At 40.8% G+C, this 16,639-nt stretch carries 12 protein-coding genes; 7 read left to right on the forward strand and 5 right to left on the reverse strand.

The features are described 5' to 3' along the window. Positions 1-2 precede the first annotated feature (2 nt). Positions 3-3,155: a SusC/RagA family TonB-linked outer membrane protein gene (locus tag ACTJKC_RS11260; protein ID WP_440791947.1), complete on the reverse strand. Its 3,153-nt coding sequence runs from the start codon at positions 3,153-3,155 to the stop codon at positions 3-5. 1 nt (position 3,156) lies between these two features. Between ACTJKC_RS11260 and ACTJKC_RS11265 the strand changes: the two genes are divergently transcribed. The 3 genes from ACTJKC_RS11265 to ACTJKC_RS11275 all read left to right on the forward strand — a co-directional run bounded on the left by ACTJKC_RS11265 (position 3,157) and on the right by ACTJKC_RS11275 (position 5,462). Continuing rightward, positions 3,157-3,354: a hypothetical protein gene (locus ACTJKC_RS11265; RefSeq protein WP_440791949.1), complete on the forward strand. Its 198-nt coding sequence runs from the start codon at positions 3,157-3,159 to the stop codon at positions 3,352-3,354. A gap of 515 nt (positions 3,355-3,869) precedes the next feature. Next, on the forward strand, positions 3,870-4,736 hold the full coding sequence (locus ACTJKC_RS11270) for a hypothetical protein (protein WP_440791951.1): 867 nt from the start codon (positions 3,870-3,872) through the stop codon (positions 4,734-4,736). A 69-nt stretch (positions 4,737-4,805) separates the two neighbouring features. Next, positions 4,806-5,462 (forward strand): hypothetical protein, encoded by a 657-nt coding sequence (locus tag ACTJKC_RS11275; protein WP_440791953.1) that lies wholly within the window; start codon positions 4,806-4,808, stop codon positions 5,460-5,462. 96 nt (positions 5,463-5,558) lie between these two features. Here the strand turns inward: ACTJKC_RS11275 and ACTJKC_RS11280 are convergent, their stop codons facing one another. Further along, positions 5,559-5,975, reverse strand: a complete 417-nt coding sequence (locus ACTJKC_RS11280) for a VOC family protein (protein WP_440791955.1) — start codon at positions 5,973-5,975, stop codon at positions 5,559-5,561. 558 nt (positions 5,976-6,533) lie between these two features. On the opposite strand from ACTJKC_RS11280, the gene ACTJKC_RS11285 reads away from it, so the two are divergent. From ACTJKC_RS11285 to ACTJKC_RS11300, 4 genes are all read left to right on the forward strand, one after another. Further along, the gene (locus ACTJKC_RS11285; RefSeq protein WP_440791957.1) at positions 6,534-8,285 is read left to right on the forward strand and encodes an RICIN domain-containing protein; all 1,752 of its coding nucleotides are present in this window, start codon (positions 6,534-6,536) and stop codon (positions 8,283-8,285) included. A gap of 184 nt (positions 8,286-8,469) precedes the next feature. Beyond that, on the forward strand, positions 8,470-8,649 hold the full coding sequence (locus ACTJKC_RS11290) for a hypothetical protein (protein WP_440791959.1): 180 nt from the start codon (positions 8,470-8,472) through the stop codon (positions 8,647-8,649). Positions 8,650-8,943: 294 nt separating this feature from the next. Next, on the forward strand, positions 8,944-9,762 hold the full coding sequence (locus ACTJKC_RS11295) for an SDR family NAD(P)-dependent oxidoreductase (RefSeq protein WP_440791961.1): 819 nt from the start codon (positions 8,944-8,946) through the stop codon (positions 9,760-9,762). 74 nt (positions 9,763-9,836) lie between these two features. Then, positions 9,837-10,727, forward strand: coding sequence for a helix-turn-helix domain-containing protein (locus tag ACTJKC_RS11300; RefSeq protein WP_344853232.1), 891 nt, complete (start codon positions 9,837-9,839; stop codon positions 10,725-10,727). 68 nt (positions 10,728-10,795) lie between these two features. Here the strand turns inward: ACTJKC_RS11300 and ACTJKC_RS11305 are convergent, their stop codons facing one another. The 3 genes from ACTJKC_RS11305 to ACTJKC_RS11315 form a co-directional block, all read right to left on the reverse strand. After that, positions 10,796-11,359 (reverse strand): Crp/Fnr family transcriptional regulator, encoded by a 564-nt coding sequence (locus ACTJKC_RS11305; protein WP_440791963.1) that lies wholly within the window; start codon positions 11,357-11,359, stop codon positions 10,796-10,798. Positions 11,360-11,817: 458 nt separating this feature from the next. Then, entirely contained in the window at positions 11,818-13,497 is a 1,680-nt protein-coding gene (locus ACTJKC_RS11310) for a RagB/SusD family nutrient uptake outer membrane protein (protein ID WP_440791965.1), read from the reverse strand. A gap of 12 nt (positions 13,498-13,509) precedes the next feature. Then, entirely contained in the window at positions 13,510-16,587 is a 3,078-nt protein-coding gene (locus tag ACTJKC_RS11315) for a SusC/RagA family TonB-linked outer membrane protein (RefSeq protein WP_440791967.1), read from the reverse strand. Positions 16,588-16,639: the final 52 nt, after the last annotated feature.

Genomic DNA, 16,639 nt, shown 5'->3' on the forward strand with positions numbered 1-16,639 from the left:
TATTAGAAGTTTAACTTAAGATTTAGTCCATAAGAACGGGTTGCAGGAATTGCAAAAACATCATTTGCCTGATTGCTATTGTTTGTACTCATTGCTTGCTCCGGATCGAAAGGTGCTTTTTTGTAGAAGAAGAATAAGTTACGGCCAATTAACGAAACAGACGCCGACTTAATAGCAGAACGTTTGACAGGTATAGTGTAAGCTAATGATACCTGCGCTAAACGAACATTGGTTCTGGAGAACACGTAAGGTTCCATAATTCCATTTCGATCGCCCACTACCTTATAGTACTCTTCCGGGTCGATTGATGTAACGGGTGTATTCCCTTTAATGGCGTTGATTGGCATGGTTGGTCCGGCATCGCGAATATCGCCTGTTCTTTTACTTACTCCGTATGAATCTAAGAAAGCTTCTGTTTTAGAAAAGGCAACACCACCAAACTTAGCCGATACCAAAGCACTTAAAGTGAAATCTTTGTACGTGAATGTGTTGTTCCATCCGCTGATAAAATCCGGGTTTAAATTTCCTGCATATTCTTGGTTAGTGGTTCTGGTTGGCTTTCCATCGGCATCTAATATGATTTGGCCGGTTGCATTACGTGCAAGCTTATAAATGTATAAATCGTTAAAAGAACCGCCTGATTTAATGATTGAATTAAATCCCTCATCGTTACTACCTACCTGGTATTCTGGATTTTCGGCTATAAGCGCTACAATTTTATTTTTGTTCTGCGATAAATTCAGCGTTGAGTTCCAGGTAAAATTGTCATTTTTTATCGGGTATCCACCCAGTGTTAGCTCAAAACCCTGGTTAGTTACTTTACCCGCATTTACATAATAAAAAGTATAACCAGAGCCCGAAGGAGCTGTTAAAGATAAAAATTGATTCGTGCTTGTATTTTTATAATAAGTAATATCAAAGTTTAACCTATCATTTAGAAAACGGCTTTCCAAACCAATCTCGTTACTGATTATTTTTTCGGGTACCAATGTTGCAAATGGTGTTTGTGTATTTCTGTTAATACCGCCTATGCCATCTGGCCCACCTGCACCACCTATGGTGTTGCCAGGGTTTACAATATTATAGGGCACCTCATTACCTACTTTTGATGTTGATGCTCTCAGTTTTAAGAAATTGATTTCTTTAGGCAGGGTTATCATTTGGCTTATTATTGCCGATAAACCACCTGAATAGTAGAAATAGGAGTCATTTCCGGTAGTCGCCAGTGTAGATGCGTAGTCATTACGGCCTGCCAGATCTAAATAAATCATATCTTTAAAGCCTAAAGAAGCATTTGCAAATAAGCCTTGTTTTTGTACCCTGCTATAGGTTTGATTAATTACTAAATTATATGGCAGGTTTGCGAAACTAAAAAAGTTTGGGTACTGAAGCGGTACTATACCATTTGCAAAAGTCATCCCATCATTAAACGTATAATCCTGGATACTTCCTCCCAATACACTATTTAAATTGAATTTACCAAAAGTATTGTCGTAGCTTAAAATGGCATCACCATATAAGGCCTTGTCATTATACTTGGTATAATTCCAGGTTCCGTTAGAACTTACACTTACCGGGTTACCGCCTGCAGCATAACGATAGTCCAATAGTTTATCGTTATAATCAATGTTTCCACGTACATCAAATTTAAAATGCGGTAAAAATGCGTATGATGCTTTTGCCGTAGCAATTACCCTGTTACTGGTAGAAAGTTTTGGGTCGTTATACAATTCCCAATAAGGGTTGTTCTGTTTTTCTTCGCTCGAATACCAGTTTTGTTTGTACAAATTTCGGGTAGCATCAAAAATCTGATAATTGGTTTTGTAATCATCAAAATTTCTCTCGCGGGCAAATAAATATAATCCCGTTAACGGGTTGTTGTAATAACCTGCCCCGGGGCGGTTTTTTGATTTTTCGTAAGAGAACCTTACATTCGCGCTAAGTGTAAGCTTATCATCAAATAATTTTGTTTCCTGACTTAAAGTTACATTATGCTTATTGTAAGTACTGGTAGGCACAATGCCTGTGGCGTAGTTATTTCCATAAGAAAAATAAGTAGTTGTTCTTTCATTTCCTCCGGATACGGATATTGAATTAATGGTGTTTACGCCTGTCTGAAAAAAATCATCAATATAGTTGCTTTGGTAATTTCCCTTTGATGGAGACCAGCTTCTATCATTTCCGTCTTTAGCACCATAATTAAACTGAAATTCTGGTAATGTAGCTGCAGTGCTAAAATTTGTTGTAGAATTTAAAGCGATGGCTACTTTTCCGGCCTGACCTTTTTTAGTATTAATTAAAATTACACCGTTTGCACCCTGACTACCGTATAAAATGGATCCGTTTGCACCCCTTAAAATAGTAACCGATTCAAAATCGTCCTGATTTAGTGCTGATAAACCATCACCACCATCCGTTCCGCCATAAGAGCCCGGTTGCCCCGCTTTGTTATTTACCACAGGAACTCCATCAATTACAAAAAGGGCTTCGCTGTTTCCTGCAATAGATTTTGAACCCCTTAATACTGTTTTGGTTGAACCGCCCACACCTGAATTACTTATTCCGATATCAATACCAGCAGCTTTACCGCTTAAAGCCTCCATAAAATTGGGGCTTCCGGCTTTGGTAAGTTCTGTACCTGCAAGTTGCTGTGCCGCAAAGGTAAGCGCCCTTTTTTCGCGTTTTACACCTAACGCGGTAACCACTACTTCTGACAGGTTGGCGCTGCCTGAGGGCTTTAACTTTATAGTTACGTTGCTCAGGTTGCTGATGTTCACTTCCTGAGACTCCATGCCAATGTATGAAATTACCAGGGTTGTGGCATTGTCTGGAACATTTAACGCAAATTTTCCATCACTGTCTGTAAGTGTTTTGGCGTTGGTGCCCTTAGCAACAACGGTTGCGCCAGGCAGTGGAATTCCTGTTTCATCAGTTACCAATCCATTGACGGGTTTAAATATTTTGCTCCCGAAATTGTTTGCGGGCCTTGTTATTAGCATTGAAACACCGGTTTTATTGGTTACAATTCCTCCGGCCTTGGCCGTGTTTTGTAAGCCTAGCACAGTAAGGCCGAGAAATGCCAGTTTACACAGATCACCGGTTGCACCGGGAAATGCGATTTTTATGGCACTGATGGTTGAATAAATTTTCTTCATTTTGTTTACAGTATATTATTATCAGTTTATTTTGTTTTTCACCATATCATCTCCTTTTAGAACATCATTTAATACTGCGCAAAAAGAAAGCAGCATACTTTACAACTATTGGTTAAATGGTGATGCAGGAGTTGGTGTATTTGGGTTAGCAAGTGCTTTTTGGATGATCCCTAAAAACCATGTATATGCCGATATTTGAGCAGGTATTTACAGTGCCTGTTAAGCTAATTTCCGGGATTTTGGATCGATCTAAGCTGTTACGCCCTGCATTCTGTTAATGCCGGATTTAGCATCGTTTATGTATGGCTGATGGCGGCGTTTACCCCTACTTAGCAGATAAATTTAATATACTGTTTCTCATAGGCCGGTTTAAAACAATGCATATTATTCATGATGTAGTTTAGTGTTTGGTTAATTATTAGCTGGCACGAAGGTTTCCCTTCAATACGATTTTATTATTTCATAATAAGCGCATTTACCTGCACGAACTATCTGTAAAAAGTGCTTTAATTATTTTAATCTAAAATCGGTATGACTAATTTAGATTAAAACGATACCGAACTAAAGGTGTAGTCGATGAATAGATAAGATTACTCCATAGATGGCGAAAAATTCTCTTTGAGAAGATTTGTATGTTTTAGAAGAACAATAAAATACCGGCTGATTGTATTATGGAATAAAATACCTTATTGCATCTTCTTTAAAACCTTAAGCATGAAAAGTCTACAATTAGTACTAACCAATCCCTGTACACAACAATGGAGTGAGATTGAACGCGCAGATGGAAACCATCATTGCAGCCGTTGCGAAAAAAACATTCTTGATCTTACGGCCAAATCAGATAAGGAATTATTGCTTTTCTTTCAAAATAAAAATGAAAATGTGTGTGGAAGGGTGCTTGCCAGCCAGTTAAACCGGGAGCTTGTTTTGCCCTCGTCAAAGCTTAGCTGGCACTGGCTAATGCCATTCGCTTTAGGTGCATTTGTAGTTAGTCCGGCCCAGGCACAAAATTTAAAACCTAAGGCATTATCCAGCGAACAACATCCTAAATCTTCATCTTTACCCTTTGAAGCACCATATAGTTTGCCGCCTTTAAGTATTATGATTATGGGTAAAGTGGCCGATAATGTAAATGGCCGGCCATTAGGTGGTGTAGAGATCAGGAAAAAGGGCGATGAAAAGGTGCTGGCCGTTACCGACTCAACTGGCAGATTTGAACTTAGGCTGACCGATAGGGATATGCTTAGTAAGTTCATCTTTAATTTACCAGGTTTTTCGAAAGCGGAGGTTTACATTAACAACAACATTGTGGTGAAATTAATCGCCGAGCGAAGGATTATGCTGGGGGGCATTGCAGCAGTGTCGGTAAATCAAAAGCCGCTTTGCTATGTGTATGCTGGTCGTAAAAACTGTATCATCGATCCTTCCAGGATGGGTGAAATATCGCCTGAATGGATTGAGAAAATAGAAGTACTAAAAGATGCCTCGGCAACAGCAATATATGGTGCTAGAGGCGCTAACGGCGTGATACTGATTGAAATTAAGAAAGCATACCAAAAGAAAATTAAATTTTCGAAATAATACCAGCTGCCGCAGCGAAACACTTAGACGAAATTTCAGACCTTTAAATTAAAACCATAAACGGGTAATATGCTTAACAAATACGCGATTACAGCTATCCTCCTTTTAATAACAGGAATTTCATTTGCACAAATAAAAGGCACTTACATTTATTCTGCCGGCGTAGATGCAGGCACACGAACATTAACTTTTAATGGCTCTGGTTTCACAGATCGATCAACCGGGCACGTTAGCGGCAAATATGGTGAGGGATCATTTAGAATGGATAATGATCATCTTTACCTGAACTATTTTAAGCTGGAAGATAAAGATTCATCTACCTATAAAATCAACACCGGTAAAGAGCTGTACGGATACACTTATATCTTTGTTCAGGCATTTGACGGCAAAATACCGATGAATGGTGTGCAGGTTGCTTTAAGGGATGGAGAATTTAATATTGTTTTTGCTGCAGATTCGATGTCGGAGGGAAAAACCAGTCTGCGGGTGGATCAATCACAAAAAATCCAATATTTCACAGTTGATTTTATAGGTTATAACCGTGTAATTATCCCTTTCAGCAAATTTCTACAAAAAAGAAGTGATGTATTTGTTGATCTTAAGCCACAGCGTACTATGATAGAACCGCCACGCAAGGAGATTTATAGCGTAGTTAAATCAGATCGCGATAATTTAATCCTGATCAATTCACAGGGGGCAGAATTCTTATTTACCAAAAGCAGGTAGTCTTTCGGTGGTGCCAGCCTCTGGCTGATATCAACAATAGAAAAAGCAAAAGGCAAGCCCGAAAAATCGTTGCCTGCCTTTTTATGATGCATTATATTATGAGTCCTGATGCTCCGGCATACCATTTGGGTCCATCCACACATATTCCCAGTGGTGGCCATCCAGATCGTCGAAACTGTGCTGGTACATAAAGCCATAATCTGTAGACGGGTTCGGTATGGTTGCACCTGCAGCTACCGCTTTATCTACCATGGCGTTTACCTCATCTTTACTATCGGCCGATAAGGCAATGGAAGTTTCTATGGCTTTGTGGGCATCAATAATTTCTTTTTGGGTAAAAGTCTGGAAAAAGGTTCTGGTGAGCAGCATCATATAAATCGTATCGCTGATGATCATGCAGGTTGCTTTTTCGTCGGTAAATTTCGGGTTAAAAGTATAACCAAGTTTGGTAAAAAATTCTACTGATTTGTTAAGGTCGCTAACAGCCAGATTTACAAAAATTTGAGTTGCCATATTTGTTTTCTTATTTAGTTTACTCAAAGATACAGGCATTAGCCATAGGTGTTAACGTGCAAAAACGACAAGTTAAGGGGTAAAACGCGACGGATGTGATGCCGCCTTAATAGGATTTTCTGCTTTTACAAAAACTACCTTCTGTATATCCTTCAATCAGAATTAGTAAAAATGAAGTGTTTACCAAATCCTCCGTGTTTTCTGTGCATCGGTGGCAAAAAAAAGCTAATTTAACAGCAAAGAGCAAAGAGCAAAGAGAGAAGAGCACAAGGAACGCAGAGCCGGGTCGCTATTCTATGTACTCTATCATCCGACCCCGGTCTTCGGACTTTCGGACTTATCCCATCATCCATCTTACATTTTCCATCATCCATCATTCTATATCCTTTATCATCCGACCCCGGTCTTCCCGACTTTCGGACTTATCCCATCTTACCTTTTCCATCATTACGATCTTCCAAACTCGGTCTCCGGACTATTTCGCATTTACTCATTAATGATGATCCTGTATCCAGATTAATTTAGATACATTTAGTTAAATTTAATTACCCTCATCCCATGTCGTTTAAACCTTTAGCCAATCAGAGCTATTACCTGATTGCGAAGCATAGTGCAAAAGCACTTGGCTTTGCCAACACCAATCTCGGAATTGGATTGATCCAGATGAAATTCGATCCTGACAACAAACAGCAGCAATTTCGGTTCGATTTTGGAAACAACTTCCACTGGATTTTAATGGAGCCTTACAAAGAACGTTTTTTAGCTATACATAATAGTTCAAAAGATGACGGGGTACGCCCCATTTCCTGGCATTGGGAACCCAACAAAGCTAACCTGCATTTCAGGTTTATACCTGCAGGTGACGGATATTACCGCATCATGAACCTTAACAGTGGCAAATATCTCGATGTTTATGGCTTAAGTACAGCTGATAATGCCGAGGTGGTACAGCACCGTTTAACCACAACCGATAACCAGCTTTTTAAACCTGTAGCGGTAATTAACCAACCTGTCGACGATAGTCCGGCGTCTTTTATAGAAATTAACGAAATGGCCCATACCGCTGCTTTAGGGCTTATTGGTGTACTGCCCGAAGTTGGTGGTGGACTTAAAGCGATTGTTGAGCATTTTTGGAGCAAGGAAGATAAACTGGCCAATCTTTGGGAGCAAATGAAGGTTTATGTAGATGCGCGGATCAGGGAACTGATTAAAGAATCGCAGTTAAAACAACTTAAAGAAATGCTGGAAGGGCAATTAAAAAGCCTTGCAGAAATCAATACCGAGAGCGGCTTAAAAGGGAGTAAAATTGACGATGTAATTTTAAGTATTGTAAGAAGAGAGCCTCATTTTCTGCATCAATCGAAAGAAGTATTGCCTTACCTGGTGGGTTTAGGTACAATAATGATTGCCCTGAGGAACCTGATGGTAACCAAGTATAAAGACCTTTATGGTATTGAGGCCACTGATGCGGTTAAAGCCAATAACCTTCGGAAACTAAGGGCCTCAATAAAAGAATATAGCGCTGAGGTAGAGAAAAGCAGAAAAGCCGTGATGGATTTCAGGATGGCACAGGTAAAAGACAGGAGGGATTATACCATTGAAGGGAGAGGCAAATTGCCACGCGATACCCATGTTTCGGAAGCGGTTGATACTTACGACGGCTGGAAAATGGAATGGAGGTTTACTTCTAATAGAATAGGCGACGAAGATTATAAACAACTTGCCGGCAATGCTGCAGAGCAACGTAAAAACCAGGTTAGGGTTCAATACGGCACAGAACTCGATGAATTTTTACTTCCTGCAAAACTCTGGAAGTATTTTGATCCGGAACATGCCAAATATGAGGAAACCATTACCAGTAAAACAACAGGCTCGTTTGGCGGACCATATAAAACAACAGAATTTAAAGGAAAAGAGAATGGTGTAATCAGTAAGATAAAAATATATGCCGAAGCTGGCGGATTATGCGGGCTGGAAGTGTTTTACGATGGAAGCGAAACATCTGAAGGTTTAAAGGGAAAAGCCGGCAGTTCGGTAGAAACTTTAACGGTAGGCAATGGCGAATACATCAACCATGTAACTGGTTACGCCAACCGCCACGTAGATGGCCTTTGGTTTAGTACCCAAAAAGCTGGTACCGCTGGTGGAGGCAGCATTGGCAATACTTATTTTACAGCCGATCTTAGCGACGGATTTAACCCTAAACTGGTTAATATTTCGGGCTACCACAGTGCACAAAAGATAGAGCAGTTGAGTTTCCACTGGCAGTATAAAGATTTTCCATTGTCGAAATACATCACTAAAACTTAAGTAATTACAGGGTGCTTGAATAATTAAATCAGGCTGTTGCGATTTTATATTGTAGCGGCCTTTTATATAGCTGTAATTTTATTTAATATGATTATTCCGTCAGCTGGATTTTTAATCCTTTAGTGGATTTTACCCAGCCCTTGTTAAATAGCCCTGATGGCAGTGAAATCCCTTTTGGGAAACGATGATTTTTTCTTCGGAGCAAGTTCCACCAAAAGGATTGAACAAACAGCAGGACGGAACCCGACCTATCAGCACAAAAATTGCGCTCCAAAAAGAATATCCTGTTGCTTTTAAACCTATTGCTGGTATTGAATACCTGCTTTATTATAACCACCGTCATTTTGTATTTTTAATCCTTTAGTGGATTTTACCCGGCCGTTGTTAAATAGCCCTGATGGCAGTGAAATCCCTTTTGGGAAACGATGATTTTTTCTTCGGAGCAAGTTCCACCAAAAGGATTGAACAAACAGCAGGACGGAACCCGACCTATCAGCACAAAAATTGCGCTCCAAAAAGAATATCCTGTGCTTTTAAACCTATGGCTTATTAGTGAATATTAATCCCCCCTTAAAATGTGCTAATACTTCCGTGTTTTGTATAAATCGCTTTGAAGCATGGCCAATACCTTTGTTATCAATATTTAACAAAGAAAAAGATGTCGAAAATAATTTTAATTACCGGTGCCTCTCGCGGCTTTGGTAAAATCTGGGCTAAGGCCCTTTTAGAACGTGGCGATAAAGTTGCAGCGACCGCAAGAAATACCAACGATTTAAACGACCTGGTTGAGGCTTACGGCGATGCGGTACTTCCTCTGCAATTGGATGTGAACGATAGGGCCGCCGCATTTGCAACAATAGATAAGGTTAAACAACATTTCGGCCGAATTGATGTATTGATCAACAATGCTGGCTTTGGTTTATTTGGTGCTATTGAAGAAACTACCGAAGAACAGGCGCGTGCACAAATGGAAACCAACTTTTTTGGGTTGCTGTGGGTAACACAGGCGGTGGTGCCGGTAATGCGCGAACAAAAAAGCGGTCATATTATCCAGGTATCGAGCTTTTTAGGACTGGTAACGCTACCGGTGCTGGGCTTATACAATGCTTCTAAATATGCGGTTAATGGTTTAAGCGAAACACTGGCTACAGAAGTAAAAGGTTTTGGTATTAACGTGAGTTTAATAGAACCAAACGGTTTTTCTACCGATTGGTCGGGTGCTTCGGCTTTCCAGACAGCACCTCTGGAAGTGTACGAGCCGGTTAAAAAAGCATTTGCTGAAGGAGCAACACCTGATACCTGGGGCAAACCAGAAGCTACAGCACCAGCGGTACTGGCTTTGATTGATAGCGAAAACCCGCCTTTACATTTTCTTTTGGGTAAGGTTGCATATCCTGGTGTTAAAAAGGTTTATGCAGAGCGTTTGGCCGAATTTGAAGAATGGGCAACGGTTTCTGCAGAGGCACATGGTCATTAATCAATCATATTAAAGGTTTAAATAACAAGCTATGCGGGTAATTGCGTAGCTTGTTTTTGTAATGATATTACAGGATGAAACATTATAAAAGTTTGGTAGAGCTGCATCGGGAAAATGTGCTTCCACCACCCGAAAACCCTTTATTTAGCGTTTACCATTGCGACCGCACGTGTACCATGGGCGACCGTGAATTTACGAGCGACTTTTATATGATCGGTTTTAAAAAGATTATTGCCGGGCAGGTGCTTTACGGGCGTACTAAATACGACCATGAGAACGGCTCGATGATGTTTTTTAAGCCCAACCAGATTATTGAAATGAAAAACCTCGAATTTGAGGAAGATGGCTTTTTGATTTTTATCCATGAGGATTTCCTGAACGGGCATAACCTGCATGATGAAATTAAAAAGTACCATTACTTTGATTATGAAACCAATGAAGCGCTGCACCTCTCGCCCAGTGAGGAAACAACGGTATGGGAACTTTTCCATAAAATTGAAAATGAATACCTTAATAACCAGGATGAATACAGCAGGGAATTGATTTTGGCAAATGTAGATACGCTGTTGAAGTATAGTCAGCGGTTTTACAAAAGACAGTTCCTTAACCGGACAGAGATTTCGGGCAAAACGGTAACCAGATTTAATGAGGAGATTAACAATTATGTGGCCAGGGGATTACTGGCGAGTAAAGGATTACCTTCGGTAAATTATATGGCCGAACGGTTAAATATTTCTGCAGGTTATTTATCTGATGTATTAAAACAGGAAAGCGGAAAAACAGCCCTTGAACATATTCATATTTATTTAATATCTGAAGCCAAAAACCGCCTGATCGGAGAGAACAAATCGGTTTCGGAAATTGCCTACGCACTGGGGTTTGAGAATCTTTCTTATTTCTCGCGTTTATTTAAAAAGGAAGTGGGCGTTAGTCCGAATGTATTTAAAAAGCAGTTGTTGAATTAGTTGGATAAGTTTGCTAAGCGTTTCGTCATGCTGAACTTGTTTCAGTATCCATCATAATATGGTTTATTTTAAACAGAAAACCTGCTCAATGTTTCGCGCGAAACACCCAGATAAGAAGCCAGTAATGATTTAGGTACCCTTTGGAACAAGGCAGGATATTGTTTCAACAGCTGTTCGTAACGCTGTTGTGCATTAGAGGTCAGTAAAGATAAAATTCGGCGCTGAGATCCGATATGGCCAAAGTTTGCTTTCTGTAAGAAAAAGTGTTCCATCTTTTGCAGGCCGGCACATAATTTACGGTAATTTTCGAGGGTAAAGCAGCATACTTCGGTGTCTTCCAGGCATTCTAAACTCATGGTTGCCTTACTTTGTGTAAAATAGGCCAGGTAATCACTTTCCCACCAGTCTTCCATGGCGAACGAAACAATGTGCTGCTTGCCTGAATAGTCGGTATGTACCAGTTTTAAAAGCCCTGAAACTACAAAATAAGAATAGGTTACATTTTCTCCTTCCTGAATGAGGAATTGATGCTTTTTGAATTTTTTAGTGATAAAATGTTCCTTTACAAAAGCAAATTCTTCATCTGTTAACGGGACTATCTTTTCTATATGTGCTCTCAATTCGTGGTGCATGTTGGGTGATAAAGATAAAGGGTATTTTTGATTTACTATTAAGGCAGGAAGATGTAATAAGCTTTTTTACTTATACGTTAAACTTTCTGACTTCGGTCTCCTGGCTTCGGGACTTTTTCACCATTAAGGGATTAAGGAAATTAAGGTTTATTTTCTTCGGACTTCCCGACCTCGGTCTCCCGGCTTCCAGACTTTTCACCATTAAGAGGTTAAGTAAATTAAGGTTTATTTTTCTTCGGACTTCCCGACCTCGGTCTCCTGGCTTCGGGACTTTTCACCATTAAGAGGTTAAGGAAATTAAGGTTTATTTTCTTCGGACTTCCCGACCTCGGTCTCCCGGCTTCCCGACTTTTTCACCATTGGAAATTAAGGTTTATTTTTCTTCGGACTTCCCGACCTCGGTCTCCTGACTTTCCAGACAAAAAAAAAAGTCCCGATTTTAGATCGGGACTTTTTTTCTAATAACCTTTTGCCGATTGGGCAGGCTTTAAATTCGGGTTGCCATCTAAGGCTGCCTGAGGATAAGGCATCAATACAAATTTAGATTCCCATACACGCTCCTGCACCGGACTGTTGGTGATATCGTGAGTGGTTTTCATTACATCTTTGGCGATGTTCCAGCGTCTGATATCAAAGAAACGCTGACCTTCTGCTGCCAGTTCGATGCGGCGTTCTTGCTGGATGAATGTTCTTAATTTTTCTTTCGTATTATAAGTAGCCTGAACCACAGCCGGCATTCCGGCACGGTCCCTGATATCGTCGAGTACCGCGTAGATGCTCGCATCCGGTCCGCTTAATTCATTTTTAGCTTCGGCATAAGCCAGCAGGATTTCGGCGTATCTGATGATCGGGAAATCCTGTGCGCCATCCCAATCGTTTTGGGTAAAAGCAGGGTCTACCAGTTTCTTAAAGTTGTAACCGGTTACACTGTTGTTTCCACCGCCTTTTCCCCACGAGAATTTATAACCACTATCAAAGCGGCTCCAGGGTGTACCCGGGAATAATATGCTGGCATAAAGTCTGGTATCGCGGTTTTTAAATTCATCTGCATAGGCCGCATTTGGTGTTCCGTTATTATAATTGCTTGCCCTTGTAGCTGCATCGGGTGGAGTAAATGGATTGCCATTTTTATCCCAGTAGGCATCTACCATTTCCTGTGTAGGGGTAATCGAACTCCATCCGCCTAAATTGCCCGGAGGAAACAAGGTTCTTAAACCGTTACCATATTCATAAGAGGAATTGGTAATATTCTGGGAAACCAGAATGTTCTCTTTGCTGGCTCCCTCATTAATTTGCCAAAACTGTTGCTCGTAACTGGCCAAACCTTTATAAAATTTCTGTTTTTCGGCGTCATTGGCGAAAGTTACAAAAGAACCAAAATCATCCTGCGTATCAGCAGGAGCTAATGTACTTACCCTGAACAACTGATAACCTGCACTCATTACTTTTTGAGCACTGGCAACCGCATCGGCATATTTGCCATATTGTAACTGTATTCTGGTTAAAATGGCCCATGCTGCGCCGCTGGTAATTCGTCCGGTTTCAACACTTGAGCCTCCAGGATAAGTGGCCGGCAGATCGGTTAGCGCACTCTGAATTTCAGCAATGGCAAAGTTAATCACCTCGGCCTCTGGCGTTGGTGCAATTCCGGTTTCGTGCGGATCGCTATACGCTACCTTTAATAACGGCACCGGACCGAATGTTCTGGCCAGATCGAAATAGGTTAATGCCCTTAAAACCCTTGCCTCGGCAATAAATCTTTTCATTAAATCGGCACCCATTGGTGTTTTGCCCACATTATCCAGAAAATAGTTATACCTGCGGATATAGACATAGCGGCTGTTATAACCCTGATCAATTGTGGCATTGATGTTACCGGCAGCAATAGCTGTGGCATTGCTTTCCCACGGATACTGGGCATAGGCATTGTCTGATCCTCCATCATCGTAGGCGTTATTAAAAGCATTATTTAAATAACCATAACAACCATTTAAGGCTAAAGTGGCATCTTTTTGTGATTTCCAGAAGGTAGCGTTCGAAGCCTCATTTTGTGGAATAAAATCGATTGCCGATTTTTTGCAGCTGCTTATCGCCAGGCTGGCAAAAGTTAAACACGATATATATATTAATTTTTTCATAAAAAGCTTTTGTTAAAGGGTAAGGTTAATACCGAACGAATAAGTTTTTAACTGTGGATAAGCTGCACGCTGAGAAGCAGCCTCCGGATCGAAATCCTTTAACCTTTTATCGCCGCGGATGGTAAACGGATTATTGCTTGATGCATAAATCCTCAATCCCCTGATTTTAATTTTATCCAATACCGATTTTGGCAAGCTGTAACCCAGGGTTAACGATTTAATCCTTAAGTAATCTGCATTGAATAACCAGAAATCAGACTGTTTTAAGTTCTGTGTATTATCGCCAGATACCAGAACCCTTGGGTAGGCTGCATTTGGATTAGGATTGGCGGCAGTCCATCGGTCTAATACATATTCTTTTGCACCAGCACCGTTAAAGAAAGCCTGTGATGCTTCACTTTCCAGATATACCTTAACATCACTTACTCCATTGGCTAAAACTGAAAAATCGAAGTTTTTGTAATTTGCCGAAAAGTTAAGTCCATAGATAAGGTAAGGCACATCGTTACCTACAATTACGCGGTCATCTCCGTCAATTTTATGGTCGCCATTCTGATCTACATATTTAATGTCACCAGCTTTTGTTCCATTGGCCTGAAATGCATGCTGGGCAACTTCCGCATCGCTTGCAAATAAGCCGTCTGATTGCCACATGTAAAACGAACCGATCGGCTGACCAACCCTGTTGATATAATATCCGCTTGGAGGCGTTTCTGAAGCATCACCTAAGCTTACCACTTTGTTCCAGATTTTACTCAGGTTACCACCGATTGAATATTTAAAATCGTTGATTTGTCCGTTGTACGTTAACGAAAGTTCGAAGCCCCTGTTTCTCACCTGACCAAGGTTAATAGATGGATTTTGGGTTTTAAGTGGATCAGGATCAGTTACTAAACCTGCTTCTGTTGGTATAGTTGGGTCGGGCAATAAAATATCATTGGTTAAACGGTCAAAGGCATCAACCTGAAGACTCAGCTTTTTGAAAAGATTCACGTCCACACCAATATTAGTCATGTCGATTTTTTCCCATGATAAGCGTGGATTATAGATTTTATTCGGGAAAACACCATCCTGTTTAGATTCGTCGAGGATTGCTGCAGTTCCTGTTTTTAAACCATCGAAATAATCGTAAGGGCCTACATTATTTACATTACCCAGTTTACCCCACGATGCACGGAGTTTTAATTCAGATATCCAGCTGATGTTTTTCATGAAATCTTCCTGTGAGATTCTCCATGCACCCGAAAATGATGGATACGCACCCCAGCGGTGGCCAGGAGCAAACTGAGAAGAAGCATCTAACCTTACACTGGCTTCGAATAAATAACGGTCGTTATAAGCGTAGTTAAACCTGCCAAATACCGATTCGAAAGCTTTTTGCTGAATACTGCCTGATGCGGTGGTATTTAACGGATCGCTTGAACCACCGTCTATGGCATTTAAATCGTTACTTACAAAGTTCTTGCGGATGGTTTTGATTATCCTGGTGTTGTTATTTTCGTAAGAAGCACCTGCCAGCAACTTGGCGTAATGTTTATCTATTGTTTTTTCGTAGCTGGCGGTTGCCTGGGTTAGCAAACGACCAATGTTTTGCCATTCTTCCGTAAGCTGGTTGGTATTTACAGCCGTTCCGCTAAGTGGTGCACCGGTATTAAAATCCGGAATCGGATCAATGGTGCTGATAAATGCACTGTTTAAGGTATTATAGAAATTGTAAGAAACCAAACCACTGATCTCTAAACCTTTTACTGGTGTGTAAGTTCCGTTTAAATTACCAATAAAACGGTTGGTATTGTACGAGTTACGGCCACCTTCTTCCAGCTTCCTAACCGTATTGGTTGCGGCAAGCGTTCCGTCTATTTTACCACCGTTCATGCTGCCCCAGTTACCATTGGTTTGTTTATTTACCACTAATGGAGTAAGCCTGTTTAAACTGGTAAAATCGATTAATCCGTTTTTATTATCAAAACCATCACGGATAAATGAGATGTTGGTACCTACCTTAAATTTATCACTTACCTGGGTTTCGGTATTTGCCCTTAACGAGTAACGTGTTAAATCTTTTCCCGGAACCAGGGAGTTTTGGTTAAAATAGGCTCCGCTTAAATAATACCTGGTTTTATCACCACCAGAAACATTAATGGCATGTTCCATTACCGGAGCAGTGTTTTTTAAGGTTAAAGCATACCAGTCGTTATCCGGAAAACGATCCGGGTCTGACTGATTCTGGATCTTGGTTAAATCGCTGGCCGAGTAAACCGGAGCTTTACCTGCATTGGTCGCAGCCTCGTTACGCAAAGTAGCATAATCATAAGCGCCAACCCAGTTTGGCAAAACCGTTGCCGATTGAATGCCGTAATAAGCATTGTAATTAATGGTCATTTCGCCCTTCTTTCCTCGTTTGGTCGTAATTAATATTACACCATAGGCAGCCCTCGAGCCATAAATGGCAGAGGCCGAGGCATCTTTCAGGATCGAAATGTTTTCTACATCATTGGTGTTGATGCGGGCAAAATCACCCGAATTTACAATTACCCCATCTACCACGAAGAGCGGCTCTGAAGTACCTAAATTACCCCGTCCACGTACGTTAATGGTACCAATGTCGCCGCCAACATCGCCAGGTGTAGCTTTAATGGCCATGCCGGGTACGGCGCCCTGTAAAGCATTGGTAAGCGAAGTAACCGGACGGTTTACAATGTTTTTGGTATCTACCGTGTTTACCGAACCGGATAAGTTTACCTTTTTTTGCATGCCGTAACCCACTACCACCACCTCGTTTAGCGATTTGGCAGAAGATGTAAGCACTACATTTAATGTGGTTTTACCATTAACAGGCACATCCTGTGGGTCATAACCAATAAAAGAGATTGTTAAGATGGCATCTGCCGGAGCGTTGATTGAGAATTTACCGTCGGGTGTGGTACTTACAGCAGTGCTGGTTCCCTTAATCATCACGGTTGCACCTGGTACAGTTCCTCCATCACTATCCTTTACAACACCGGTAATTTTTACCTGCGCAAAGGCCAAAAGAGAGAACATTAAAAACAAGCCGGTTAGAAGGGCTTGCCTTTTTTTTAATTTGTTCATGGTTGTTTGTTTTGTTAGTTAATAGTTTAGTTGCAGCTTTTCGAACGGCTGA

Origin of the sequence: Pedobacter sp. 22226, assembly GCF_052045455.1 — a bacterium.
GTDB lineage: Bacteria > Bacteroidota > Bacteroidia > Sphingobacteriales > Sphingobacteriaceae > Pedobacter > Pedobacter jeongneungensis.

Excerpts from the sequence above, each read along its gene's own strand:
- ACTJKC_RS11260 (WP_440791947.1), bottom strand. The coding sequence starts at position 3,155 with ATGAAGAAAATTTATTCAACCATCAGTGCCATAAAAATCGCATTTCCC.
- ACTJKC_RS11270 (WP_440791951.1), top strand. The coding sequence starts at position 3,870 with ATGAAAAGTCTACAATTAGTACTAACCAATCCCTGTACACAACAATGG.
- ACTJKC_RS11275 (WP_440791953.1), top strand. The coding sequence starts at position 4,806 with ATGCTTAACAAATACGCGATTACAGCTATCCTCCTTTTAATAACAGGA.
- ACTJKC_RS11280 (WP_440791955.1), bottom strand. The coding sequence starts at position 5,975 with ATGGCAACTCAAATTTTTGTAAATCTGGCTGTTAGCGACCTTAACAAA.
- ACTJKC_RS11285 (WP_440791957.1), top strand. The coding sequence starts at position 6,534 with ATGTCGTTTAAACCTTTAGCCAATCAGAGCTATTACCTGATTGCGAAG.
- ACTJKC_RS11290 (WP_440791959.1), top strand. The coding sequence starts at position 8,470 with ATGATTTTTTCTTCGGAGCAAGTTCCACCAAAAGGATTGAACAAACAG.
- ACTJKC_RS11295 (WP_440791961.1), top strand. The coding sequence starts at position 8,944 with ATGTCGAAAATAATTTTAATTACCGGTGCCTCTCGCGGCTTTGGTAAA.
- ACTJKC_RS11300 (WP_344853232.1), top strand. The coding sequence starts at position 9,837 with ATGAAACATTATAAAAGTTTGGTAGAGCTGCATCGGGAAAATGTGCTT.
- ACTJKC_RS11305 (WP_440791963.1), bottom strand. The coding sequence starts at position 11,359 with ATGCACCACGAATTGAGAGCACATATAGAAAAGATAGTCCCGTTAACA.
- ACTJKC_RS11310 (WP_440791965.1), bottom strand. The coding sequence starts at position 13,497 with ATGAAAAAATTAATATATATATCGTGTTTAACTTTTGCCAGCCTGGCG.
- ACTJKC_RS11315 (WP_440791967.1), bottom strand. The coding sequence starts at position 16,587 with ATGAACAAATTAAAAAAAAGGCAAGCCCTTCTAACCGGCTTGTTTTTA.